Raw genomic sequence first — 24,801 nt, 5'->3', positions numbered from 1 at the left:
CATGGAGAAGGACATCAAGCTGACCAAGCTGGCGGAGTGCGCAGGCTGTGGCGCGAAGGTCGGGGCAGGAGAGCTTGCCAGGCTGCTGAAGGACATCAGCGTCATCCATGACCCAGACCTGCTCGTGGGCTTTGACAAGAGCGACGACGCCGCGGTCTATCGCATCACGGACGACATCGCCCTTGTCGAGACCGTGGACTTCTTCCCTCCCATTGCGGACGACCCCTTCACCTATGGCGCCATAGCCGCCGCAAACGCCCTCTCGGACGTCTATGCCATGGGAGGGGAGCCCAAGGTTGCCCTCAACATCATGGCGGTGCCCGAGGACATGCCCAAGGAGCTGGTGCACGAGATTCTGCGCGGAGGCTACGAGAAGGTCTATGAGGCCGGCGCCTCCATCGTGGGAGGGCACTCCATCTACGACGAGGAGCCCAAGTACGGGCTTGCCGTGACCGGCCTGGTGAACCCTGCGCGCATGTTCACCAACTCGGGTGCGCGGGTGGGCGACGTCCTGGTCTACACCAAGCCGCTGGGCATCGGGGAGGTGGTCACGGCCGCCAAGGGAGGCCTTGTCGAGGGCGAGGCCGTAAGGCAGGCCGAGAAGGTCATGATGACCCTCAACCGCTACGCCCGCGACGTCATGGTCCGGCACGACGTCCACGCGGCGACCGACGTGACGGGATTCGCCATGATGGGCCACATGCTCGAGATGGCCCAGGGCGCGGGCGTCGCCATCGAGGTGGACGTGGACGCCTTCGAGCTCCTGCCCGAGGTGCGCTCCTGGGCGCGCATGGGCATCCTGCCGGCCGGCATGTACCGCAACCGTCGCTATGCCGAGTCGCAGGTGGACGTCAGGGACGTTCCGCAGGACATGGCCGACGTGCTCTTCTGTCCCGAGACCTCCGGCGGCCTGCTCGCCTGCGTCGCCGCAGACGACGCGGACGGCCTGGTGGACGACCTCGGGGCAGACGGCCGCGTGCCCAGCGCGCGCGTGGTGGGCAGGGTGGTGGAGCACGAGGAGGGAAGCCGGCGCATACGGCTGAACACGAGAGAGACTGCGAGGTAAGAGATGACGGATTCTCACGAGACCATGAGGGACCGCGCCTTCGTCGCGCGCCTGCTCGGCGAGCTCAGGGCAGGCCGCTCGTTTGCGCTGGTCTCCATCCTGGCCACGCGCGGTTCCATGCCGCGTGCTGCCGGTGCGCGCATGGCCCTGCTCGAGGACGGCAGCTTCCTGGGCACCATCGGTGGCGGCAACATCGAGTACATGGGCCAGGAGAAGGCCAGGAAGGTGCTCGCCGGCGAGGCTGGCAACACCGTCGAGTGGATCACCCACGCCAAGACGGGCATGGCCTGCGGGGGAGACGCCCTGGTCTCCGCGCGCCACTCCCTTCCTGGGGAGGAGGTGTCCCTGGAGCGCCTGTCGGAGCTTCTCGCCTCCGCCGAGCCCTTCGTGCTCGTGGAGCACTGGGGCCAGCCTGGCGACGTCCGCGTGGAGATGCTGACGCTGGACGAAATGGGCCCCATCGACCCGCGCGCCACCGCCGACACGCCCCTCTGGGACGAGGGCCAGAAGAGCTATGTGGAGCCCGTGGGGCCTGACCCCATCGCCTACATCTTCGGCGGCGGCCACGTGGGCTGCGCCCTGGTTCCGGTGCTGGAGAGCGTGGGGTTTCGTGTGGTGGTCTTCGACGACCGCGAGGGCATCGCCGTGCCAGAGCGCTTTCCGAAGGCGGAGCGCGTCATCCTCGGCGACTTCCGAAACATCGCCGAGAGGGTCAACGTCACCCGTCGTGACTACGTGCTGGTGATGTCTCACGGGCACGTCGCTGACATCGACGTGCTCGAGCAGGTCTATGCCGTGCGTCCCGCCTACGTGGGTTGCATCGGCAGCCGCGGGAAGGCGGCGTTCGCGCGCAAGACCCTGGCGGAGCGCGGCGTCTCCCGCGAGTGGCTCGAGTCCGTGCACCTGCCCGTTGGTGACGACATCCTGGCCGTCACACCGGGAGAGATCGCGATCTCCATAGCGGGCGAGATGATCCGCTGCCGTGCGGACCTGCGTCCCGTGAAACCTCATCAGCACCCCGTTCCCACCGACGCGACGCCCGGGAGGTGATGGCAGAGGGACTTTCTGAACAGAGCCACACGTCACCATGAAGCACGTTTTCGAAAAGGAGAGACGCACATGAGCCAGAACATCTCAAGAAGGAAGTTCGCCACCGCCTGTGTCGCGGCGGGGGCCGCGGCGGGCCTTTCGGCCTGCTCCGCCAATCCCCCGAAGGAGCAGGGAGGCGAGGGTGGTGCCCCAAGCGCCGAGACCAAGGCCTCCAAGCTCGTCGTGTTCGCCGCCGCATCCCTCACGGAGGCCCTCACGAAGGCATCCGAGTCGTATGAGGCCGAGAACGACGGCCTCACCATCGAGTGCAACTTCGACTCCTCCGGGACCCTCAAGACCCAGATCCAGGAGGGCGCTGACTGCGACCTGTTCATCTCGGCCTCCCCGAAGCAGATGAACGCCCTGGACGCACAGGCCAAGTCTGGCAACGACGGGCTTGACCTCGTCGACCACGCCACGCGGGTCGACCTGCTCGAGAACAAGGTCACGCTGGTGGTGAGCGCGGGCAACCCCAAGTCGGTCAAGAGCTTCGAAGGGCTCAAGGACCTGCTGGCGGCCAACGACGTCCTCCTCGCCATGGGCAACTCCGACGTGCCCGTGGGCCAGTACACCCAGAAGATCCTGGCCTACATGGGCCTGGACGAGGAGGCCCTCGCCCAGGCTGGCTGCATCACCTACGGGACCAACGTCAAGGAGGTCACCTCGCAGGTGGCTGAGGGCACCGTCGACTGCGGTGTGATCTACAAGACCGACGCCACCTCGGCCAAGCTGACCGTCGTCGACGAGGCAACCGAGGAGATGTGCGGGAAGGTCGTTTACCCGGCTGCCGTACTCAAGGGCAGCAAGTCGGCGGACGTGGCCAAGTCCTTCCTCGAGTACCTGCAGGGCCCCGACGGCTCCGCGGCATTCGAGGCCGTCGGGTTCACGCCTCTGGCAGCGAGGTAGGCAGGGCCTTGGACTGGTATCCGCTGATCAACTCGCTGAGGATCGCCGCCATCTCCGCGGCAATCGTCTTCTTCCTTGGCGTCTGGCTCGCCCGCGCGATCGTCAGGCTGCCGCACGCCTTCCGGGGCGCGCTGGACGTGGTCCTCACGCTCCCGCTGGTGCTTCCCCCGACGGTCGTCGGGTACCTGCTCCTCAGGCTGGTGGGGCCAAGGCGCCCTCTGGGGATGCTGCTCGCGGCATTCGACCTGAGGCTCACCATGGTGTGGCCGGCCGCCGTGCTCGCCTCCGTGGTGGTGAGTCTCCCGCTCATGTACCGCACGGCACGTGGCGCGTTCGAGGGCTTCGACGAGACGCTCGCCCATGCCGCGAGGACGCTGGGGAAGCCCGAGTCCTGGATATTCTGGCGCGTGACGATGCCCTGCTGCACGCAGGGCATCGTCGCCGGCGTCGTCCTCGCCTTCGCCCGCGCGCTGGGCGAGTATGGCGCGACCGCCATGGTGTGCGGCTACACGCCGGGGTCCACGGCCACCGTCTCCACCACGGTCTATCAGCTGTGGAGGACGGGGGATGACGCGGGTGCCCTGAGCTGGGTGCTCGTGAACCTCGCCATATCCGCCGTCGTCCTGCTGGCCGTGAACCTCATCGAGCGCAAGGGGGCCCGGCGACCAGCGCGGGCGGGGAGGGTGATCGCCTGATGTCTCTCGTCGTGGACATACGCAAGCGCCTTGAGTCGTTCGACCTTGACGTCTCGTTCGAGCTGCCTGCAGACCACGAGATCCTTGCGCTGCTTGGAGCCTCGGGCTGCGGCAAGTCCATGACGCTCAAGTGCATAGCGGGAATCGAGCGGCCGGACGAGGGCCTGATCGAGCTCAACGGGCGCGCCCTCTTCGACTCGGACCGGCGCGTAGACCTGCCGCCCCAGGAGCGCAGGGTGGGCTACCTCTTCCAAAGCTACGCCCTCTTCCCCAACATGACGGTCGAGCAGAACGTCATGGCGGCGGTGCGGCTCCCGGAGAGGGGTCGGAGGCGCGAGCGCGCGCACGACCTGCTTGCGGCCATGAGGCTCGAGGGGCTTGCCGCCCGCAGGCCGGCGGCCCTCTCGGGCGGGCAGCAGCAGCGCGTCGCGCTGGCGCGCGTCCTGGCCAACGAGCCCGAGCTCCTTCTGCTCGACGAGCCGTTCTCGGCGTTGGACGGGCACCTGCGCTGGCAGCTCGAGATGGAGCTGTCACGGACCCTGCGCTCGTTTCCGGGCGGGGTGCTCTACGTCTCGCACGACCGCGACGAGGTCTATCGCGGCTGTGACACGGTCTGCGTCCTGAACGAGGGGGTCTCTGACCCCAAGATGACCATGGGAGAGCTCTTCTCGGCCCCCGTGACCCTGGGGGCGGCGCTCATCTCCGGGTGTAAGAACGTCTCCCGGGCGCGCATGGCGGCGCCGGGGACGCTTCTGTGCACGGACTGGGGGGTGACCCTCGCGTGCTGCGGCGAGGTGGGCGAAGAGACGAGCCATGCGGGCATCCGTGCGCACCACCTCATGGTGGAGGGAGAGCGCGGCTGCCCTTCCGAGAACCCCCTCGCCTGCACGGTGGACCAGGTCATAGACAGCACCTTCTCGACCATCGTCATGCTGCGCACGCCCGGCGGCGGCCCCCTTCGCTTCGAGCTGGAGAAGGAGCGCTGGCGGGGCCTTGGGGTAGGGTCCGACGTCGTCCTGCATGTGGCGTCCGAGTGCGTCATGCCCCTGGTCGAGAGGGGCCGGGGAGGCGCGCGCGTTGCGTGACGCCTGCGGTCGTACCGTCAGCTACCTGCGCCTCTCCGTGACGGACCGCTGCAACTGCCGTTGTGCCTACTGCATGCCCGAGCACGGTGTCCCCATGCTCTCCCATGACGACATCCTCTCCTTCGAGGAGCTGCGCGAGATGGTCGGCGCGGCAGCGTCGCTGGGGGTGCGCAAGCTGCGCATCACGGGCGGCGAGCCGCTTGCGCGCAGGGGCATCGTGGGGCTGGTGCGCATGCTGTCGGGCGTAGAGGGCATCGAAGAGCTGGCGATGACCACCAACGCATGCGCGCTGGCGGCGCTTGCGCCCGCGCTGCGCGAGGCTGGCCTCGACAGGCTCAACGTCAGCCTCGACAGCCTGGACGAGGGCCGCTACGCCCGCATCACGCGCTGCGGGAGGCTCGAGGACGTGCTCGGCGGCCTGGCCAGCGCCAGGGCTGCGGGCTTCACCAACACCAAGGTCAATGCCGTGCTCATCGGCGGCGTCAACGAGTGCGACATCCGACCCCTGGCCGAGCTCGCGCGTGCGGGAGGCGACGGTCCCCTGGGCGTCTCGAGCGTCCGCTTCATAGAGCTGATGCCCATGGGCGAGTGCGCCGCCTGGCCGCGGGAGCGCTTCGTCTCCGTGGACAAGGTGCTCGAGGTCATGGGAGAGCTCGTGCCTGTTGGCCCCGACGGGGTCGCCGCGCTCTATGCGGCCCCGGGCTGGAAGGGCACGGTGGGGCTGATCCGCCCCATGAGCCACAAGTTCTGCTCGGGCTGCGCGCGCCTGCGCATCACGGCTGATGGGATGCTCAAGCCCTGCCTGCACTCGGGCGAGGAGATCGCCTTGCGTGGGCTGCACGGCGACGAGCTCCTCGACGCCCTGCGGCTGGGCATCTCTCACAAGCCGCTCGAGCATCACATGAGTGCGATCCTGGGCCGCGCGAGCGAGAGCGCGCGTGCCATGAACGAGATAGGGGGATAGGCCATGGCGCTTACCCATTTCAACGAGCAGGGACGCGCGCGAATGGTTGACGTGAGCGGCAAGGAGCCCACCCGGCGCATGGCGCGCGCGGCGGGCCGCATCCGCATGCGGCCCGACACGCTCGCCCTGGTGCGCGAGGGGCGCACCAGGAAGGGCGATGTGCTGCCCGTGGCCCAGGTGGCGGCCATCATGGCGGCCAAGCGCTGCTGGGAGCTGGTGCCCATGTGCCATCCCATCCAGCTGACGGGCGTGGACGTAACGTTCGCCTTCGAGGAAGGCGCCATAGCCGTGGAGGCGTCCTGCCGCTGCAAGGGAGAGACGGGTGTGGAGATGGAGGCCCTCACGGCCTGCTCGGTGGCGCTGCTCACCATCTACGACATGTGCAAGTCGCATCAGAGGGACATGGCCATGGAAGACATCCGCCTGCTCGAGAAGGACGGTGGGAAGAGCGGGCACTTCACAAGGGGGGAGAGGGCATGACAGGGAGAGACGGGACGAGGCCGGCGGCCGCGCGCGGGCGCGTGCTGGACTGCTGCATCAGCGAGCGCAAGGGGACGCGCAAGCACCACTGCGACGCCATCGAGCTCAGGGTGGGTCTGGGCATAGTGGGTGACGCCCACGCGGGCGCATGGCACCGCCAGGTGAGCCTGCTGGGCAACGAGTCCGTTGACTCCATGAGGGGCAAGGGGGTGGACCTCGCCGCGGGGGACTTCGCAGAGAACGTCCTCACCGAGGGCCTCTCCCTGTGCGAGCTGTCCGTGGGCAGCGTGCTCCAGGCGGGGGAGTGCCTCCTGGCCGTGACGCAGATAGGGAAGGCCTGTCACAACGACTGCGAGATCCGCCGCCTCGTGGGCACCTGCGTCATGCCCACCGAGGGCATCTTCTGCGTGGTGCTGCGCGGCGGCACCCTGCGCCCTGGTGACGAGATCCGCGCTCTCGATCTAGACACGCTTTGAGGAAGGCCCATGCGCCAGCTCGCGCGTGGGGGTCAACGCCATGAAAGGAGATGCGACACGATGAGACAGATCAGGACCGAGGATGCCGTGGGACAGGTGCTCTGCCACGACATGACCCAGATCATCCCCACGGACGAGGACGGCAGGAAGCGCTTCAAGGGCGTGCGCTTCCGCAAGGGCTACGTGGTGCAGGAGGAGGACATACCCGTCCTGCTCTCCATGGGCAAGCGCAACCTCTACGTCTGGGAGATGGACGAGGGCAAGCTGCACGAGAACGACGCGGCACACCGCCTGGCCGCGCTCTGCGAGGGCCCCGGCATCGAGCGCGTGGGAGAGCCAAGCGAGGGCAAGATCAACCTCCGTGCCACCCACGACGGCGTCCTCATGGTCGACTCCGAGCGCCTGCTCGCCGTGAACTCGGTGGAAGAGGTCATGGTCGCCACCAGGCCGTCCAACGCAGCCGTGAGGGCGGGGCAGCTGGTCGCGGGCACGCGCGCCATCCCCCTGGTGGTCGACCGCGGCGTGGTGGAGGCGGCTGAGGCTGCGGCGCAGGGTGCCCCCCTCATGAGCGTCGAGCCCTTCAAGCTGCGCAGGGCCGGCATCATAACCACGGGCTCCGAGGTGGCAGCGGGGCTCGTCAAGGACCGCTTCACTCCGGTGGTGGAGGAGAAGCTCGCGGCCTTCGGCGTCACCGCCAGCGAGCACGAGCTGGTGGACGACGGCATCGAGAGCATCCGGGCCGCCCTGGCCCGCCTGCGCGCGAGCGACGTGGACGTTATCGTGTGTACGGGCGGCATGAGCGTTGACCCTGACGACAACACGCCCGGCGCCATCAAGGGCTCGGGCGCGCGCATCGTGACCTACGGCGCCCCCGTTCTTCCAGGGGCCATGATGCTTCTGGGCTACTACGAAGGCGAGTTCGGCCATGCCGGCAGGACGGGCGCGCCGGGCCGTCCCGTGCTGGGGCTCCCCGGCTGCGTGATGTACAGCAAGACCACCATCTTCGACCTGGTCCTACCGCGCATCCTGGCAGGCGTCGAGCTCGCGCGTCGCGACTTCGTGGCGCTGGGCGAGGGGGGCCTGCTGTGACGGGCGCCCTGTCCTTCTCGGTGGAGGTCATCACGGTGAGCGACCGCTCTTTCCGCGGCGAGAGGGCGGACGCGAGCGGGCCTGCGCTTGAGGCGTTCCTCCGCGAGGCGGGCTATGACGTGGTGGGGTGCCGTGTCGTGCCCGACGAGCAGCCGCTCATAGAGGGCGCCCTGCGCGAAGCCGTTGGGGATGACGTGGCCCTGGTGGTGACCACGGGAGGGACGGGCTTCTCGCCCCGTGACGTCACGCCCGAGGCCACGGCAGCCGTCTGCGAGCGCATGGCCCCTGGCATCCCCGAGGCGATGAGGGCGGCGTCCCTGCGGATCACACCGCACGGCTGCCTCTCCCGCGAGGCCTGCGGGATCGCAGGCGCCACCCTGGTGGTGAACCTGCCCGGAAGCCCCAAGGCCGCCGTGGAGAACCTCTCGGCGGTCATCGACGCGATAGCCCATGGCCTGCGCATCCTGCGCGGCGGCCCCGCCGACTGCGCCGCCTCCTAGGCAAGGCCCTGGCAGGCGGGGCGCCCGCGACGCCCCGCCTGCCCATCCCCGCATCCCGGCGGGGTATACTGCTGGGGCACACCCAGGAGAGGAAGTCCCATGGCACAGAAGATCCAAGGCACGGAAGACCTGTTTGGCGGCTACATGCGTGCCTGGCAGCACATGCAGGACGTTGCCCGCGAGCTCTTTGGCTCCTACGGCTTCGACATGATAGAGACCCCGGCAATAGAGCAGGTGGATACCTTCGTCCATGGCATCGGCGAGTCCACGGACGTGGTTCGCAAGGAGATGTTCCGCGTCGTCTCGGGTGCGCTCTTCGAGAATCTCCTGGCGGCAGGCAGCGAGAGCGGCCTGAAGGCCAAGCAGCGCATGGCCATGCGTCCCGAGGGCACGGCGGGCGTGGTGCGCGCCGCGGTGGAGAACAACTTCGTGCCCCAGGGCGCGGCTCCGGCCAAGCTGTGGTACGCCGAGGCGATGTTCCGCGGCGAGCGCCCCCAGAAGGGGCGCCTGCGCCAGTTCCACCAGGTGGGAGTGGAGTGGCTGGGGGCGCCTGACCCGGCGGCGGACGCCGAGTGCATCATCATGCTCATGGAGTTCTACAAGCGCCTGGGATTCGACCTCTCCCAGCTTGAGCTGCGCGTCAACTCCATGGGTGACGAGGACTGCCGCCCCGCCTACCGCGACAAGGTGCGCGACTTCATCCTCGCGCACGAGGACGAGATGTGCGAGGACTGCCTGGAGCGCGCCCAGATCAACCCGCTGCGCTCCTTCGACTGCAAGAACGAGCGCTGCCAGCGGGTCATGAGGGACGCGCCCCTCGTCACAGACAACCTCTGCGACGAGTGCCGCTCCCACTACGAGCAGGTCAAACGTTACCTGGATGCTGCCGGCATCCCCTATGAGGAGGATCCCACGCTGGTGCGCGGCCTGGACTACTACACCCGCACGGTCTTCGAGGTCGAGGCGGTCTCGAGCGGCGTGGGGGCCATCGGCGGCGGCGGCCGCTACGATGGGCTCATGGAGCTCGAGGGCGGCAAGCAAACGCCGGGCATCGGCTTCGCCGTGGGCTTCGAGCGCATCGCGCTTGCCCTTGAGGCACAGGGCTCGAGCCTCGAGACGCCTGCCCCCAGCTGCGTCTACGTTGCCTGCGCCTCGCCCGACGAGCGCGCGGCGGCCTTCGACGTGACGCTGGCGCTGCGCCAGGCGGGAATCCGCTGCGAGGCAGACTACCAGGGACGCTCGCTCAAGAGCCAGTTCAAGCAGGCTGACAAGCTGGGCGCGCCCATCTGCGTCGTGCTGGGCTCCGAGGAGCTCGCCGCCGGTGCGGCCACGGTGCGCGACATGCGCACTCACGAGCAGGATCTGGTCCCTCTGGCAGCCCTGCCCGAAACGGTCGGGACGCGCCTGGCGTAGGGCTTCTGTCGCCCTGCGGCCCTCCGCGCCGGTCTCGTGCGGCTGCAAGTGGTCCGAACCTGCTGGCTTGCGCCCCTCTTGGCACGAAATGAGGTGTTGGCCCACCTGCACCTGCGAGGTTCTGGCAGGTGGGCCAACACGCGCTTCTGGGCTCCGCGTTGCCGAGAAGGGCGCGTTCGCTCACCCCGGCGTCACCTCTCGCCTGCCCATCGCGACTTCCCCCGCTCCGTTCACATCTTGAGTTAGTTTGCCATCAGCACGGCTCCACGGCCTGAACACGGATATTTCAAGATTGCTTAAAAGTGTTCCCCCTTTTGTGCTGATGCCTCCACCGCACCTTTCGCGCAATCTTCCATCGCCATACTGCGGCTCGAAGCCCACCGATGGAGGAAGCCCATGGGTATGAGTGCCAGCCGCGACAGGTCCAGTGAGGGGAACCGCTTTCTCGAGGCGGTGCGCAACCACGCGCTGAGCAACCCGCAGGCGATCGCCTATCAGGTGGATGGCGCATCTGACGTGAGCTATGGCCAGCTTTGGGAGCTTGCCGGCAGGATTGCCCAGGAGCTGGCCGTCGCGGCGCCAGGCCGCATGCCCGTGCTGGTGTATGGCGAGAAGTCCGCGCTCACCGTTGCCGCCTTTCTGGGCTGCTTGCGTTCGGGTCACGCCTTCGTGCCCGTCGACCGAGAGCTGCCCGCCGCCCGCGTGCGCGACATCGCCGCGCAGATCGAGGGAGCCACGTTCCTAGCCTGCGTTGACGTGCCTGCTGACCTCGTCTCTCAGCTCTCGGGCTGCGTCGTGCTCGATGCGAGGGGCGCCGTCTCCAAGGACGTCCCTGCCCCAGGGCCCGCGCCCGAGCGTTGGGTGGGCGGGGAGGACACCAACTACGTCATATTCACATCGGGATCCACGGGCAGGCCCAAGGGCATCGAGGTCTCGGCAAGCAACGTCGCCCATTTCATGGACTGGATGCAAGGCTTTCCGGTGGTGTCGGAGGGCGGGCGCGTCTTTCTCGACCAAGCCCACTATTCCTTCGACCTCTCGGAATACGAGCTGGTCGGTGCCCTCTCGACGGGCGGTTGCCTGCACGCGCTCTCGCGCGAGGTCTCCGAGGACCACCGCTCCCTCTTACGGGACCTGGCAGGCTCTGGCGTGGAGGTCTGGGTCTCCACGCCGTCCTTCGCGGACTTCTGCCTGGCTGACCCCAGCTTCACCGAGGAGCTTCTCCCGCAGCTCCGCCTCTTCCTCTTCTGTGGCGAGGAGCTGCGTCCTGCCACGGCTCGCCGCCTGCGCGAGCGCTTCGGCAGGGCCCGCATCGCCAACAGCTACGGTCCCACGGAGTCTACGGTTGCCGTGACCTACGTGGAGATAGACGACGGCATGCTGTCGGCGGGCACCCCGCTTCCGGTGGGCAGGGCACGCCTTGGAACCGAGCTGCGCATCGTGGACAGGGACTCGGGTGGCCACTGCGCGCCGGGCGTCTCCGGGGAGATCGTCATCGTGGGCGACACCGTCGCCAAGGGCTACTACAGGAACGACGAGAAGACAGCCGCCGCCTTCTTCGAGGACCGCATGCAGGACGGGGCCGCCTGCCGTGCCTACCGCACGGGAGACCGCGGGCGTATCGGCGCGGACGGCATGTTGTACTGCGAGGGTCGCTTCGACTCATACATCAAGCTCAACGGCTTTCGCATGGAGCTGGGCGAGATAGAGGGGGCGCTGGAGAAGGACCCGCTGGTGAGCAGGGCCGTTGTGCTTCCGCTGGAAAGGGATGGGCGCGTGCATAGCCTGCGTGCCTATGTGGTGCCCGAGAGGGGACAGGACCTCACGGGCATGGACCTCGTCAAGGAGCTCAAGCTGCATCTCTCGCTGCGCGTTCCCTCATACATGGTCCCGCGCTCGTTTCGCCTGCTCGAGAGCCTGCCCCTGACGCCCAACGAGAAGGTGGACCACAAGGCCCTGAGGGGGCTCTAGCCCATGGGCTTCTACACGACCCCCAGCTTCTTCGCCCTTTCGGCGCTCGTCGTCCTGGTGTCTGCGGTGCTCGGCCTGCTCGAGCTGCCCCTCATGGCGTGGGGACTCTTCGCAAGCATCGCCATGCTCGTCCTCATGTTCTGGGGAAACCTTGCCGCCGCGCTCTCCTTGGCGCTGTTCCTGTCCCTGTCCATCGGGTCCACGCTCTGGTTGCTGGGACGTCCAAGGAGCCTGTGGCGCACCACGGCGGCGGTGCTTGTCTCCATAGCGCCCCTGGTGGTCTACAAGCTTACCGTCTCGCTCTCTGGGTCGGGGCTCCTGGGTTTCGCGGGAATCTCGTATGTCACCTTCAAGGTGGTTCAGGTGCAGCTCGAGGCATATGACGGGCTGATCTCCAAGAAGGACTTCAAGCTCTGGGACTACCTCTACTTCCTGCTCTTCTTCCCCAGCTTCGACTCTGGTCCCATAGACCGCAGCCGTCGCTTTGGGGAGGACCTGGGAAGACGCATCCCGCGTGACGAGTACGCGGGCATGCTTGCCCGTGGAATCCTGCTCTTTATGGTGGGAATGGTGTACAAGCTGGTGATCGCGGCGCTCGCGTATCGCCTCTACCTGCCCTCTGCCTGGGGAGACGGGCCCTTTCTCCAGGAGCTGGGAAAGCAGCTGGCCTGCGCCTATTCCTACGGCCTCTACCTCTTCTTCGACTTCGCCGGCTACTCGCTCATGGCCATGGGGCTTGCCTTCTGCCTGGGCGTGAGGCTCCCGCGCAACTTTCGCGCGCCCTTCCTCGCCAGGGACCTCACGGACTTCTGGAACCGCTGGCACATCACCCTTTCCACCTGGCTGCGCGACTTCGTCTTCATGCGACTCGTGAGACTCCTCATGAAGAGGAGGCTCGTGAGGGGGCGCCTGCGCACCGCGCAGCTGGCGCTACTCGCGGACATGCTGCTCATGGGCCTCTGGCATGGGGTGACGGTGGACTATGTGGCCTATGGCCTCTACCACGGCGTCCTCATGGCGCTTACCGAGGGCCACCAGAAGAGCGCGTTCTATCGCAGGCACCGCAACGACCCCGCCTATCGGCTGATGTCGTGGTTCGTCACCCTTCAGCTCGTCTTCTTCGGCTTTGCCCTGTTCTCGGGGCAGATGTCCCTGCTCGTGAAAGGAGCGCTCCATGTCTGATACGCACGATGCCAACGAGGTCCTCTCCCGCGTCCTTGACCTGGTCGAGGAGGTGAGCGGCGAGGACGGCCTTGGAAGCCACCTGGACGATGACCTCTTCTCGCTGGGATTTCTCGATTCCATGGCGGCAATAGAGTTGCTTGTGGGACTCGAGGAGGAGTTTGGGGTGTCCATTGCCCCCACGGAGCTCCCGCGGGAGGACATGAACACCGTCGGCAAGATCGCCACCCAGGTGGCAGCGAGGATGTAGGTGGTGGCACGGGGACAGGTGCAGGGGTCAAGGGGCCTGGGAGCCGCTCGCCGGCTGGGACCTGGCATGCGGCTGCTGCGTGCGGTTGCCCTGGGGCTCCTTCTTCTTGCCGCTGGCTTCGTGGCGTTCGAGCGCCTGCTGCTCACGGGCATGGGGCCGGCCGACCAAACGCGCCTGTACGACTACGTCTATGCAAGCGGGAAGTCCGAGAGCAGCGGCTTCGTCACCAGTAACGCGTCTGCCGACGGCCTGCTCTGCTTCGGCTCCTCCGAGTTCTACATATCCAAGGACCTGGTCTCCATGTGCCCCCAGGCGGTCTTTGGAGAGGCCTCCCGTGGCGTGGACATGACCTACGTGGGGGAGGCGTACGACCAGAGCCTCTGGCAGGCCATCGCCGCCGGGGCATACGCCCAGAAGACGGGGAGCAAGAAGGTCGTGATCATGGTCTCTCCCCAATGGTTCTTCAAGGGTAACGGCGATCAGAGCAAGTTCAGCTCGAAGTTCAGCTACTCGCTCTACCAGGAGTTCTGCAATAACCCCAACATCAGTGACGAGACGCGCGCCTATGTTCGCCGCCGCGTCACGGCCCTAGGCGTGGACTCCTCGAAGGTGGCTGCGGCAAATGGGGACAGCCTTGCCGACAGGGTAAACGCCTTGGCCTACTACCAGGCCGATCAGCTGCAGCTGCGCTCCAAGCTGTCCAATGTCATCTCCCTCGCTCCACGCAAGAGCGCCGCGCGCACGGACGGGACGGCTGCGGGCGAGCCCGACTGGCAGGCCCTTCTTTCTCAGGCAGACGCCGAGGGCTCCTCCCGGGCAACCAATAACGACTACGGCGTGTACGACGCGTTCTGGGCAAAGAACTCAAAGTTCCTTCCGGAGCTGAACCAGAACTTCCACGAGGCGGACGACGAGTATGCTGACCTGGCGTGCTTTCTCAAGGTATGCCGCGAGTGCGGCCTTGAGCCCCTGGTGTGCATCCTGCCCGTGCACGGCAGCTGGTACGACCGTGCCAACGTGAGCCAGCAGGAGCGTCAGCTCTACTACCAACGCGTCCGTGACATTTGCAACGACAACGGCAGCGCATACGCGGACTTCTCGAGCTGCGAGTACGAGAAGTACTTCCTCTGCGACACCGTGCATCCGGGGTGGCGTGGTTGGGTGTGGATAGAGCGGGCGGTGTACGACTTCGCGCGGGGCCGCAAGAGCGGCTTCCTGGGAGGCGCGGAGGGGCTCGCGGGCTCCCAGGACGGCACCTCGAGGAAGGAGCGGTAGATGGCAACGGATGAGGAACGAGCCCTGGGGCTCGCTGGCCGGATGGGGAAGGGCATCGACTCCCTGGCGAAGAGGCGCCCGGCCTGCGTGGGCGCGGCAGCGCTGCTCTCGGTAGGCATGATGGGAGCCCTGCTCATCTGGTTTACGGTCTTCTCGGGCCTCACCGGCCCCGCGCAGTTTGTCTATGCGAGCTTCTAGGTCACATGAGGCGAGCGGCCCGCAGGTGGCACGCTCCCGCGCGAGGGGGCTTGCGCTCCTGATCGCCTGCGTGGCGTTTTGCCTTGCGCTCCCATCCGTCTCCGAGGCCCTGCGGAAGACGGGGCTCGCCCTCCATCAGGTGCCTGGCGAAAGCTCCGCGGAATCGGCGGCGGAGGACGGCGGGCAGGACGAGGAGCCGCAGGACCATGGCCTGGAGGAGCTTGGCCTTCCTTTGAATCCGTCCCTGCCGGGGCTGGAAGGTGACGGTCTCGCCCTGCGGGAGCGCATGGACGAGTTCCTGGACGAGGCCTTCCCCCAGACGGGCGTACCTGGCCTTGCCGTTGCCGTCGTGAGCGGTGACGGGGTGCTCTTCGAGCGCACTATGGGGGACTGCACGGGCGCGGACTCCAGCTTCATCATCGGCTCCCTCTCCAAGTCCATCACGGCGGCCGCCATCATGCAGCAGGTGGAGCGTGGGCGCATGGACCTGGACGCTCCCGTGACGAGCTATCTGCCGGAATGCGGCCAACCCCAGGACGTGACCCTGCGCTCGCTGCTCAACCAGACGAGTGGCTTTGGCTACTACGACTCCCTGGCGAGCGCGAAGCCGGGAGCCAGCTCGGGGAGCTTCTCGTACTCCAACGCCAACTACGACCTGCTGGGCTGCGCGCTCGAGGCGGTGACCGGCCAGAGCTATGCGGACTACCTGCGCGGTTCTCTGTTCGAGCCTTTGGGCATGAATGACGCCTCGGTGGATCCCAAGCTCGTCGGCGCCTCCACGCGGGGGCACAGGAACTGGTTTGGGCTCAATCTGCAGGACGGCTACGTGCACAGGGACGGTCCCGACGCCTGGGGAGGCCCATCCTCGGGATATGTCCGGGCAAGCCTCTCTGACATGGAGGGCTACCTGAGGATGTACCTGCAGGGAGGTGCTGGCGTGCTGAGCAGCTCCTCGGTGAGGAGCATGACCGCGCTGAGGGTGCCGGACCCACAGGGGGAAAGCTACTACGGGCTGGGCTGGACCACCTTCCACTGGGACGACGGGGAGCTGGTCATGAGCCATGACGGTCAGGTGGAGAACTACGTGGCGCGTATGGTGGTGCTGCCTGCCCGTGGGCTTGCCCTGGTGGTGCTGGGCGACGCCAGCGACTATCTTGGCGGCAACGAGGCCTTCTGGAACCTTGCGGATGGCGTCACGGCCATTTCGGTGGGCGCTGACGCCGACGCGGGCCTGGTGGACAGCGGCCATCGGGTGGGCGAGCATCTGGCGCATGATGGCGTCTACCTGCTCATGCTGGGCTCGTCCTTGTGGGGCGTGGTGAGCTGGCGACGCTGGCTCAGGCGCCTTGGCGACTCGCGCGCCGCAGGTAGAGCACGCGACCTGGTGGTGCCTGCGCTGGTGGCCCATGGCCTTGCGCCCGCCTGCCTGCTTTGGGTGCCCTCGCTTTATGGCGCTCCGTGGAGGGACTTCGCCACCTTCGTGCCCGACGCCGCCCTGGTGCTGCTGCTGACGGTGGGGCTTCTTGCCTTGGGGGGCCTCCTGCGCCTAGGGGGAGCCTGCACGCTGACTCCCTGGGCCAAGCCGCAGGTGGGCTAACACGCCGTTCTCGGCCCCTCTCGGCTGATAGCGGCGCATCTGCTCACTCCGCCAGCCGTCCCCGCGCCCCGCAACGCCCAGGTGTCCTTTGCGCCCGACCGCCCCTCTCGTGCAAAATGGCCCTGAGTGAGACGAGAGGGGAGGGGCATGGAAGGGCTGGGCGTCATATACCAGGACGAGTGGATCGTGGCGGTGGACAAGCCCCAGGGCATCCTCGTGCACGCGGACGGCACTGCGGCCCCCACGCTCACGGGTCGTTTGCGCCAGCGGCTGATGTCCCAGGGAACGCCCGCCGCCGAGCTGCAGCCCCTGCAGCGCCTGGACGTCGACACCTCTGGCCTGGTGCTCTTCTCGCTCAGGAAGGAGGCTCAGCCCCGGCTAGACGCCTTGGTGGCCTCGCATGCCCTGCGCAAGAGCTACCTCGCCGTGGTGGAGGGACGCTTCCTGGCGGGCACGCGCACCATTGACCTGCCCCTGGGCCGCGACCGCCACGACAGCCGCCGCATGCGCGTGAGCAGGACGGGAAAGCCCTCCCAGACGTGCGTGACGCTTCTGGGCGAGAGCGGGCCTCGCTCGCTTCTGCGGGTTGAGCTTCTCACGGGACGCCGCCACCAGATCCGTGTCCACCTCTCGTACCTGGGCTTTCCCTTGGTGGGAGACAGGCTCTACGGCAGGAGGCCCCGCGGCTCCCAGGCCGGCCTCATGCTGCACGCCCTCGAGGAGGAGTTCACGCACCCCCTGACGGGGGAGCGCCTGAGCCTGCGCACACCCTGGCCCGAGCGCTTCGAGAGGCTCTGGCCGGATTCGTCGGAGCTCTGGCCGGATCGCTGATGCTGGCGTTGCTACATGCTCAGCTGCCCGCCGATGCCCGCGAACAGCGTCAGGCCAAAGATGACCAGTACGGTCACCTTGTTGTTCGCCAGGATGCCAAAGAACTCCCGTACCTTGGCGCTCGGCCAGAAGTAGCGTGCCGTCCTCGTGCCCAGCGCATATCCGTCCAGCCCTGCCTTGCGTATGAACATGGCCGCGCGGAAGGCGTGGTAGTCGGAGGTGGCAACCGCCACCCGGGGATTGAAGCCGAGCCTCTCGGCCGTGAATGCCGCAGAGTACGCCAGGTTTTCCTCGGTGGTCGTCGAGAGGTCCTCGACCACGATCTCCTTGGGAGAGACGCCTTGCGCGATGGCGTAGTCCGCCATCGCGCGGCCCTCGGACGTGGGTTCGTCCGCGCCCTGGCCCCCCGAGCACACCAATAGGGTGGGGTGCCCGGTTGCCTGGGCCTTGCGCAGCAGCCTGATGCCCAGGTCGACGCGACCCCTGAGCAGAGGGGGAATGCTCCCGTCCTCGAAGACATGCGAGCCCGGCACCACCACGGCATCGGGAGTGCCGCCAAAGCGAGAGAACCAGAGCTGGTAGAAGCTGGTGTAGGTGAGGTAGCAGAGAAACGCCATGCCCAGGGCCACCATCGAGGGAAAGAGCCCCATGGTCATGTGCAGCAGCGGCGTGTTCCCAAGCTCGCGCCAGCTTGTCGCAACCATGACGAGCAGGACGATGTAGGTCAGCACGAGCGCCCCGACCGCTCCCGAGGCCAGCGCCTGCGCGGAGCGCCCCTCTCGCCGGAGCATCACGAGCATGTTGTAGATGAGGAAGACGGAGAGGGCCAGGGGGGAGAGCGCGATGGACCCCAGGATGATGGCAGCGAAGCCCGAGAAGGCAAGGTCGCCGAAGGCGATGAGCACTCCCGCAGTGAGCAGGGATAGGAGGTCGGACGCGATGCCGATGAGCCCGAAGGTGAGGAAGATGCCCGGCCAGATGGAGCGCGGCTCCCTCGCGAACAGTACCGCGAAGAGGGCGAGGAGCAGGAGGGCAAAGGGCATATGGCACGGCTTTCTCGTGGGCGTCCGGTCAATGTCAATTGAGTATAGCAACCCGCGGGGCGGCCCAACTCTTGTCCGCCCGTGCCATCCTCAGGCAGAACCTGTAATGACATTTGAGGCATACTGGCATGAGTGATGTCGGCTGGGGGGCCGGCGCAGACGAGAGAGGTACTTATGGCTGGCACCATGCGAGGCGTCTACACCAACCTTACCGAGATTCGCCGCAACGTGTTTCGCGAGGTGGCGAAGGTCTGCTATGCCATGGGTGATGACACCATCAGGTCTGACAGCGATGTGGACGACGCCTTCGACGAGCTGCCGTTCAAGATCCTGCCTGGAGACGTTGCCACCTACCGCGAGAGCGTCTTCCTGGAGCGTGCCATCATCGGGGAGCGCATCCGCCTGGCCATGGGCTTGCCCCTGCAGGGCGTGGACAAGCCCGCGCGCATCTCGGATGGCTTCAAGGAGGCCGAGACGGCAGACCTCGCATACTACGAGCCTCCCCTGATCAATGTGATCAAGTTCGCCTGCAACGCCTGTAAGGATGACGTCTACGAGGTCACCAACACCTGCCAGGGCTGTCTTGCCCACCCCTGCCGTGAGATCTGCCCCAAGAACGCCATCTCCTTTGTGGACAAGCGCGCCTACATTGACCAGGAGGCCTGCATCCACTGCGGCCTCTGCGCGAAGACCTGTCCCTACCAGGCCATCCACCATCACGTGCGTCCGTGCGCCGCCGCCTGCGGCATGCATGCCATCGGCTCTGACGAGCATGGCCGCGCGGACATCGACTACGAGAAGTGCGTGAGCTGCGGCCAGTGCCTGGTGAACTGCCCCTTTGGTGCCATTGCCGACAAGAGCCAGATCGGTCAGGTCATCTGGGCGATTCTCTCGGGCACCGAGGTCATTGCGGCCGTGGCTCCCTCCTTCGTGGGGCAGTTTGGCGGCAAGGGCAACGTGGGCAAGCTGCGCGAGGCCTTCAAGCAGCTTGGTTTCTCGGGCGTCGAGGAGGTTGCCCTGGGGGCGGACCTCTGCACCGTGCAGGAGGCGGACGACTACCTGGAGGAGGTGCCCGAGAAGCTCCCGTTCATGGGCACCAGCTGTTGCCCGGCCTGGTCGGTCATGGCCAAGAAGGAGTTTCCGGAGCACGCCGCGTGCGTGTCCATGGCGCTCACGCCCATGGCGCTCACGGCCCGCATGATTCGCACGCAGCATCCCAACGCCAAGATCGTCTTCGTGGGGCCCTGCGCCGCAAAGAAGCTCGAGGCCATGCGCAAGAGCGTCCGCTCGGAGGTGGACTTCGTCCTCACCTTCGAGGAGATGGCCGGCATGATGGAGGCCAAGGGCATCGACTACCTCTCCCTTGAGGATGACAACAAGAGCGACTTCGACGTGGCCAGCGCGGACGGGCGCAACTTCGCCGTGGCAGGTGGCGTGGCAAACGCCGTGGTCAACGCCATCCATCGCCGCTACCCGGACCGTGAGGTCAACGTGGTGAACGCGGAGGGCCTCGAAGAGTGCCGCAAGATGATGAAGGACGCCGTCAAGGGCAAGTACCCCGGCTACCTCCTGGAGGGCATGGCCTGCCCCGGCGGTTGCGTGGCGGGAGCCGGCACCCTGGCCGCCATCAACAAGACGGCGGCTGCGGTCAAGCGCTACGCCAAGCGCTCCCCGCACGTGAACGCCACCGAGAACGCCTATCGCATGCTCATCCCGATGCTCGAGAAGGGCTTCACCAAGGATGACGAGGACACCGAGGTGGCCGAGACCTTCGAGGCACAGAAGCCCAAGAAGTAGGGCCCGCTGCGATACGTAGGCAACATGAGAGCGGGGCGGCCAAGGCCGCCCCGCTCGTCTCCTATGAAGCTTGCGCTCTTGTTGTACCTAGATCAGGGCTGCTTCTCCCCCTGCACGGATGCGTAGAAGCTGGCGTGGGGGAAGACGTCCTGAATGGTGTGCCCGTTCACGAAGGGGAGGGCGAGAAACTCATCGACCGTGGGGACGAGGTCGCTGCAGTCGACGAAGTGGTTCTTCGCGTTGCGGAGGCTGGTGTCCTGTGCGCGCCATGCCTCGTAGTTGACGTCGGTCAGGTAGTAGACGTCGCTGTCTACCTTCATATAGACCGAATGGTTCTTGTGCAGGTATTCGGCCAGGTCATCGTAATTGATTTCGAGAGCCTCTGCTGCTTTCTTGCCCATATCGCGTCCTTTCGTCGAAGGAAACTGGCTCCTGACAATGCGATTTTACCGCCCCCCAACGGCCGCTATTCAGTCTGCCGCCCACCATTAGGCAAGCGTGGGCAAGTGGCATGTGGGTGGGTGACCAAGTTCGCCGGCCCTACGGCAGAACGAGCCCAGCGAGCTCTGCGGCGGTATCGGCTATGCGCGTGGCGCCGTGGGTCACCAGGAAGCCCCTGTCCCTGAAGCCCCAGCTCACGGCTATGCAGTCCACCCCCGCAGCCCGTGCGGTCTCGAGGTCCACCTCTGAGTCCCCCACATAGACGACATCTCGTGCAGCGAGGCCCAGCCCGTCCATCACGGCTAGAAGGGAATCGGGGGCGGGCTTTCGCCTCACGCCCGCGCGCTCGCCCACCACGGCGTCAAAGAGGCCGGGGAAGTGGGCCGAGACAAGCCCCTGCACCGCGGAGTCCATCTTGTTCGAGACCACCGCGCAGCCCAGCCCCCTCCGGGAGATCGAGCGAAGGAGCTCCTTCACCTGGGGGTAGGGGGCGGTGTGGTCCGTGCTGTGAAGGGCGTAGCGCTCCTTGAAGGCGTCCAGGACCTGGGATGCAAGCTCCTCCGGGCAATCTGCGGGCACGCTCAGGCGCACGAGCTCCGTCACCCCGTTTCCCAGAAACGAGCGTATCTCCCGAAGGGAGCGCTGCGGGAGGCCGTGTTGCGCAAGGGCGTGGTTGACGGAGGCGTGCAGGTCCTCGAGGGTGTCCAGCAGCGTGCCGTCCAGGTCGAATATGACTGCCTTGTAGGGCATGGATCCCTCCCGTGAACGAGATGAAGAAGGCGGTGGAGGGAGAGCCCCTGCCACCGCCTGAGTATAGGCCAGTCCCCCGTGCGCCCAGGTCACTGGAAGTGCAGCGACTCCACGGGGTCGAGGCGGGCGGCGTGACGGGCGGGGTAGTAGCCGAAGGCAACGCCGATCGCCACGCAGATGCCGCTGGCGAGAAGTACCGCCGCAGGCTCAATGACCGGGGTGACCGGGGCGCCGTTTGTCATGCCGGACGCGAGGCCTGCCAGGCCGAACGACCCCAGGTAGCCCAAGACGATGCCGATGATGCCACCGGCGAGGCAGAGGCAGACGGACTCCAGCAGGAACTGCATGGTGATGTCCGAGCGCCGGGCGCCCAGGGCCTTGCGAAGGCCGATCTCCCGGATGCGCTCGGTGACGTTGGTGAGCATCATGTTCATGATGCCAATTCCACCCACGAGCAGCGAGATGCTGGCAACGGTGGTCATGAGCACCTGGAAGGCCAGCATGGTGGAGTTGAGCTGCTGGGCTATGGACTTCATCGAGTAGACGGAGATTGCCCCGCCGAAGAAATCGCCCGACTCCTGGCCTTGCTCCTGCTGGGGCTCCACCTGGTAGTAGCGCTCCAGCCAGCTCTTGGTGCTGCTCACGAGCTCGTCCACGTCGGCGTCCTCGTTGGCGTAGCCGATCATCTGGTCTATGGTCTGGCTGCCCGTGATGCGCGCCATGCTGGTGGTGAGGGGTACGAAGACGGTGGTGCCACCGCCCATGGCGGCACCCTGCGCAGGAATGATGCCCACGATGGAGTAGTCGTCGTTGTTCATGCGGATGGTCTTGCCCACCACGTTGGCGTCAACGTCGCCGAAGAGCTCCTTCACGGTGTTCTGGTCAACCACGCACACGCAGCTCATGGAGCTGACGTCTTCCTCCTGGATGAGCCTTCCGGAGCCGGGCTTCTTGCCTATGGCCTCGAAGTACTCCGGACGGACGCCCACCACCTGGGCGTTCTTCTGCTTGTTTCCGGTGGTCACCGAGGCGGAGCCGTAGTTGTAGCCGGTCACGAACTTGTAGCCGCTCACCTTCTCCGCCACGCGGTCCGCGTCTGCCTGGGTGACGCTGTTGCCCGAGTAGACGCCAATGTAGATGGCACGCGCCTGGTTCAGGCCCAGGCTGCTCACCAGGGACTGCTTGATGCCACCGATGAGGGCGGTCATGGTGATGACGGCGCTGATGCCAATGACGATGCCCAGGATGGTGAGGAGGGAGCGTCCGCGGTTGGCGTCCAGCGCCTCCCAGGTCTCGGTGGCGAGGTCTGCGATTCTCATGTGAGCCCCCTTCCGCGGGTGGTGCTGGTGCGGATGACTTCCCGTTCCTCCTCGTCGGTGAGCAGCCGGCCGTCACGGATGTGCATGGTGCGGTCTGCCCAGCTGGAGACCTCGGGGTCGTGCGTGATGAGGACGATGGTCTTGCCCTCGTTGCGCAGCCTCTGGAAGGTCGAGAGGACCATCTCGCCCGTGGCGGAGTCGAGGTTGCCCGTGGGCTCGTCCGCCAGGATGAGCGCGGGGTCGTTCACCAGGGCGCGGGCGATGGCGACGCGCTGCATCTGGCCGCCAGAGAGCTCGTTGGACTTGTGGTCGAAGTACTGCTCGGGCAGCGAGACGGAGTTGAGGGCGCGAATGGCGCGGGCCTCTCGCTCCTGGACGGGGCAGTTGTTCGAGTAGATCAGCGGCAGCATCACGTTGCGCAGCACGGTGGAGCGCGGGAGCAGGTTGAACGACTGGAAGACGAAGCCGATGCGCGTGGCGCGAATCTCCGCCAGCTCGTCGTCGTCCATCATGGAGACGTCCATGCCCTCGAGGTAGTAGGAGCCCGAGGTGGGGGTGTCGAGGCATCCCAAGGTGTTCATGAGCGTGGACTTTCCCGAGCCCGAAGGCCCCATGATGCAGAGGAACTCTCCGCGCCGGACGCTCAGGGAGACCCCCCGAAGCGCGTGCGTGAAGCCCGCCTCCGACTCGTAGACGCGATGGATGTCGCGTATGTCGAGCACCAGATCCATGACCGCCACCTAGAGCACCATGCCTGCGGAGGCGTCGCCGTCTCCGCCACCGGGGTAGGACATGCCCATGAACACCACGTCGCCCTCGCTCAGGCCCTCGATGGCCGCCACGGTGGAGTTCTTCGCCAGGACCTTAACGGCCTTGGTCTCGAAGGAGCCCTCGTCGAGCTTGCCTTCCTTGGTGGTTGCCACGCGCACGTGGCTCGCGCCGGACTCGTCGGTGGTCACGGCGTCGGCGGGCACCAGCAGGGCGTCCTTGATGCTCTCGGTGGTGATGGTTGCGTTTGCGGTCATGCCGGGCTTGAGGCTGGGGTCGGGGTTGGGGATGAGCAGCTCGACGGCATAGGTGACCACGCCGCCAGCGCCGTAGGCGCCGCCCTGGTCCGACTCTCCCGACGCGACGGTGGCGATGCGGGTGACCGTGGCCTTGACCGAGACGCCGGGGAGCGCGGAGAAGGTCACGCTTGCCTCCTGGCCCACGGCGAGCTTGGAGATGTCAACCTCGTTGACCTGCGCGGTGACGGTCATCTGGGAGATGTCCGCGATTTGGACGAGGGGGCTGCTGCCGGCCTGCCCGCCCGCGCCCGCTGCGCTTCCCCATGCGGCGCCGGAAACGGCGTTCATGGCAACCACGCTGCCGGAGCACGGGGCGACCACGGTGCGCTTGTCCGCCTTGGCCACGGCGTCGTTGTAGTTGTCGCGCGCGGTCTCGAGTGTGACCTTCGCCTCGTTGATGGGGCCCAACAGGCTGTCGGGGTCCTGCATGGCCTTCTGCTCCTCCTCGCTTGTGGCGGAGTTCCATCTGTCTACAGCCTGGTTGTAGGCGTTATAGGCGCTGTCGAGTGCAGTCTGGGCGCTCTTGACCTGCTGGTTGGCGTTGCGCACCGCCTTGTCCAGCTCGTCGTTTCGCAGGGTGAAGAGGACGTCCCCCTCGCTTACCGTGGAGCCCTCGCTCACGCGGATGTCCTGGATGATGCCCTCGACCTCGGGCGTCACCACGGCGGACGAGAGGGGAGCGGCCTTGCCCGAGGCACCGACCGTGGAGCTGTAGTCCCCACGGCTGACCACGTCGGTGAGCACGACGCCCTTCGACGCCTCCTGGTTGGCAACGAAGCCAGAGTAGGCGCAGCCTCCCACCACGACCACGGCCAGCCCTGCCGCCACGGCGATCTTGATGAGGCGCTTGCGCCGCTTGGCCCTCTTGCGCTCCTGCGCCACGCGCACGGCCCTCTCGGCCATGTCCTCGTCGCTTGCGGCCTCCTGGGCGTCCGCGGCGGAGATCACGTCGAAGGACCCCTGGGGTGCGGCGCTCCCGTCAAATCCCTCGGGTGCCATGGGGCTGGGCGCCTTGCTTGGGCCTTGGCCTTCGGGCCGTGCTTGCCTGGTGGTGCCCTGAGGGCTGCGTTCCATGTCTGTCATGCTGTGCTCCCGTTGCCAATGGGTGAACTCTTGTCGATATAACCCGATTATCATCGGGACAGGGCAAAGCTTATATGACTATCGGCCCCTCCTAGGCGAATTCAAAATTACAGTTTTGTCACTAAGGGCCTGGCGAGCGGGGCTGGTATCATTGTTCGCCATCTGTGCCTTCGCGGTCTACGGAGGCATGGGGTCTGCTAGGGAGCCGCCCGCACACGGCACGGGGCGGCAGAG

Annotated in this window: 25 protein-coding genes; 19 read left to right on the top strand and 6 right to left on the bottom strand. The window is 66.7% G+C overall.

Features of this window, described 5'->3' with window-relative positions; translation table 11 throughout:
- Nucleotide 1 precedes the first annotated feature (1 nt).
- The 18 genes from selD (at nucleotide 2) to CZ375_RS05870 (ending at nucleotide 17,067) form a co-directional block, all read left to right on the top strand.
- Nucleotides 2-1,066, top strand: a complete 1,065-nt coding sequence (gene selD, locus CZ375_RS05955; RefSeq protein ID WP_077598342.1) for a selenide, water dikinase SelD — start codon at nucleotides 2-4, stop codon at nucleotides 1,064-1,066.
- A gap of 3 nt (nucleotides 1,067-1,069) precedes the next feature.
- Nucleotides 1,070-2,116 carry an XdhC family protein gene (locus tag CZ375_RS05950; RefSeq protein WP_077598341.1) on the top strand — a complete coding sequence of 349 codons (1,047 nt, stop codon included), beginning with the start codon at nucleotides 1,070-1,072 and terminating at the stop codon, nucleotides 2,114-2,116.
- Nucleotides 2,117-2,185: 69 nt separating this feature from the next.
- A complete protein-coding gene (modA, locus tag CZ375_RS05945) occupies nucleotides 2,186-3,061 on the top strand; it encodes a molybdate ABC transporter substrate-binding protein (protein WP_077598340.1) in 876 nt (291 codons plus the stop codon).
- An 8-nt stretch (nucleotides 3,062-3,069) separates the two neighbouring features.
- Entirely contained in the window at nucleotides 3,070-3,756 is a 687-nt protein-coding gene (gene modB / locus CZ375_RS05940; protein ID WP_077598339.1) for a molybdate ABC transporter permease subunit, read from the top strand.
- On the top strand, nucleotides 3,756-4,841 hold the full coding sequence (locus CZ375_RS05935) for a sulfate/molybdate ABC transporter ATP-binding protein (RefSeq protein WP_077598338.1): 1,086 nt from the start codon (nucleotides 3,756-3,758) through the stop codon (nucleotides 4,839-4,841). The genes modB and CZ375_RS05935 overlap by 1 nt, the downstream gene beginning before the upstream one ends.
- Nucleotides 4,834-5,805, top strand: coding sequence for a GTP 3',8-cyclase MoaA (gene moaA, locus CZ375_RS05930; protein WP_077598337.1), 972 nt, complete (start codon nucleotides 4,834-4,836; stop codon nucleotides 5,803-5,805). Before CZ375_RS05935 ends, moaA begins: the two co-directional genes overlap by 8 nt.
- A gap of 3 nt (nucleotides 5,806-5,808) precedes the next feature.
- Entirely contained in the window at nucleotides 5,809-6,285 is a 477-nt protein-coding gene (gene moaC, locus CZ375_RS05925) for a cyclic pyranopterin monophosphate synthase MoaC (protein ID WP_077598336.1), read from the top strand.
- Nucleotides 6,282-6,761, top strand: a complete 480-nt coding sequence (locus tag CZ375_RS05920) for an MOSC domain-containing protein (protein WP_077598335.1) — start codon at nucleotides 6,282-6,284, stop codon at nucleotides 6,759-6,761. The genes moaC and CZ375_RS05920 overlap by 4 nt, the downstream gene beginning before the upstream one ends.
- A 60-nt stretch (nucleotides 6,762-6,821) precedes the next feature.
- On the top strand, nucleotides 6,822-7,850 hold the full coding sequence (locus tag CZ375_RS05915; protein ID WP_077598334.1) for a molybdopterin-binding protein: 1,029 nt from the start codon (nucleotides 6,822-6,824) through the stop codon (nucleotides 7,848-7,850).
- Nucleotides 7,847-8,350, top strand: coding sequence for a MogA/MoaB family molybdenum cofactor biosynthesis protein (locus CZ375_RS05910; RefSeq protein ID WP_200799707.1), 504 nt, complete (start codon nucleotides 7,847-7,849; stop codon nucleotides 8,348-8,350). Before CZ375_RS05915 ends, CZ375_RS05910 begins: the two co-directional genes overlap by 4 nt.
- 99 nt (nucleotides 8,351-8,449) lie before the next feature.
- A complete protein-coding gene (gene hisS / locus CZ375_RS05905; protein ID WP_077598333.1) occupies nucleotides 8,450-9,763 on the top strand; it encodes a histidine--tRNA ligase in 1,314 nt (437 codons plus the stop codon).
- Nucleotides 9,764-10,159: 396 nt separating this feature from the next.
- Nucleotides 10,160-11,734, top strand: coding sequence for a D-alanine--poly(phosphoribitol) ligase subunit DltA (gene dltA, locus CZ375_RS05900; RefSeq protein ID WP_200799706.1), 1,575 nt, complete (start codon nucleotides 10,160-10,162; stop codon nucleotides 11,732-11,734).
- 3 nt (nucleotides 11,735-11,737) lie between these two features.
- Nucleotides 11,738-12,916, top strand: a complete 1,179-nt coding sequence (gene dltB, locus CZ375_RS05895) for a D-alanyl-lipoteichoic acid biosynthesis protein DltB (RefSeq protein WP_077598331.1) — start codon at nucleotides 11,738-11,740, stop codon at nucleotides 12,914-12,916.
- Nucleotides 12,909-13,166 carry a D-alanine--poly(phosphoribitol) ligase subunit DltC gene (gene dltC, locus CZ375_RS05890; protein ID WP_077598330.1) on the top strand — a complete coding sequence of 86 codons (258 nt, stop codon included), beginning with the start codon at nucleotides 12,909-12,911 and terminating at the stop codon, nucleotides 13,164-13,166. The genes dltB and dltC overlap by 8 nt, the downstream gene beginning before the upstream one ends.
- Before the next feature lie 3 nt (nucleotides 13,167-13,169).
- On the top strand, nucleotides 13,170-14,441 hold the full coding sequence (dltD, locus tag CZ375_RS05885; protein ID WP_234966906.1) for a D-alanyl-lipoteichoic acid biosynthesis protein DltD: 1,272 nt from the start codon (nucleotides 13,170-13,172) through the stop codon (nucleotides 14,439-14,441).
- On the top strand, nucleotides 14,442-14,639 hold the full coding sequence (locus CZ375_RS05880; protein WP_077598328.1) for a hypothetical protein: 198 nt from the start codon (nucleotides 14,442-14,444) through the stop codon (nucleotides 14,637-14,639). It abuts the gene before it with no gap.
- Nucleotides 14,640-14,664: 25 nt separating this feature from the next.
- A complete protein-coding gene (locus tag CZ375_RS05875; protein ID WP_234966905.1) occupies nucleotides 14,665-16,236 on the top strand; it encodes a serine hydrolase domain-containing protein in 1,572 nt (523 codons plus the stop codon).
- Nucleotides 16,237-16,383: 147 nt separating this feature from the next.
- On the top strand, nucleotides 16,384-17,067 hold the full coding sequence (locus CZ375_RS05870) for an RluA family pseudouridine synthase (protein ID WP_077598327.1): 684 nt from the start codon (nucleotides 16,384-16,386) through the stop codon (nucleotides 17,065-17,067).
- Between the two features lie 11 nt (nucleotides 17,068-17,078).
- Here CZ375_RS05870 and CZ375_RS05865 read toward each other — a convergent pair whose 3' ends face one another.
- On the bottom strand, nucleotides 17,079-18,110 hold the full coding sequence (locus CZ375_RS05865) for a YdcF family protein (RefSeq protein ID WP_077598326.1): 1,032 nt from the start codon (nucleotides 18,108-18,110) through the stop codon (nucleotides 17,079-17,081).
- A 174-nt stretch (nucleotides 18,111-18,284) separates the two neighbouring features.
- On the opposite strand from CZ375_RS05865, the gene CZ375_RS05860 reads away from it, so the two are divergent.
- On the top strand, nucleotides 18,285-19,907 hold the full coding sequence (locus tag CZ375_RS05860) for a 4Fe-4S dicluster domain-containing protein (RefSeq protein ID WP_077598325.1): 1,623 nt from the start codon (nucleotides 18,285-18,287) through the stop codon (nucleotides 19,905-19,907).
- A gap of 92 nt (nucleotides 19,908-19,999) precedes the next feature.
- On the opposite strand, the gene CZ375_RS05855 is transcribed toward CZ375_RS05860, so the two are convergent.
- From CZ375_RS05855 to CZ375_RS05835, 5 genes are all read right to left on the bottom strand, one after another.
- On the bottom strand, nucleotides 20,000-20,308 hold the full coding sequence (locus CZ375_RS05855) for a CDP-alcohol phosphatidyltransferase (RefSeq protein WP_077598324.1): 309 nt from the start codon (nucleotides 20,306-20,308) through the stop codon (nucleotides 20,000-20,002).
- Between the two features lie 139 nt (nucleotides 20,309-20,447).
- Nucleotides 20,448-21,098, bottom strand: coding sequence for an HAD family hydrolase (locus tag CZ375_RS05850; RefSeq protein ID WP_077598323.1), 651 nt, complete (start codon nucleotides 21,096-21,098; stop codon nucleotides 20,448-20,450).
- Between the two features lie 89 nt (nucleotides 21,099-21,187).
- On the bottom strand, nucleotides 21,188-22,417 hold the full coding sequence (locus CZ375_RS05845; protein ID WP_077598322.1) for an ABC transporter permease: 1,230 nt from the start codon (nucleotides 22,415-22,417) through the stop codon (nucleotides 21,188-21,190).
- Nucleotides 22,414-23,148, bottom strand: a complete 735-nt coding sequence (locus tag CZ375_RS05840; RefSeq protein ID WP_077598778.1) for an ABC transporter ATP-binding protein — start codon at nucleotides 23,146-23,148, stop codon at nucleotides 22,414-22,416. Before CZ375_RS05840 ends, CZ375_RS05845 begins: the two co-directional genes overlap by 4 nt.
- Before the next feature lie 9 nt (nucleotides 23,149-23,157).
- Complete coding sequence (locus CZ375_RS05835) at nucleotides 23,158-24,567, bottom strand: efflux RND transporter periplasmic adaptor subunit (RefSeq protein ID WP_234966904.1); 1,410 nt, start codon at nucleotides 24,565-24,567, stop codon at nucleotides 23,158-23,160.
- Nucleotides 24,568-24,801: the final 234 nt, after the last annotated feature.

The organism is Olsenella urininfantis, assembly GCF_900155635.1.
Lineage (GTDB): Bacteria > Actinomycetota > Coriobacteriia > Coriobacteriales > Atopobiaceae > Olsenella_G > Olsenella_G urininfantis.
This window is presented reverse-complemented; position numbering and strand designations above follow the sequence as displayed.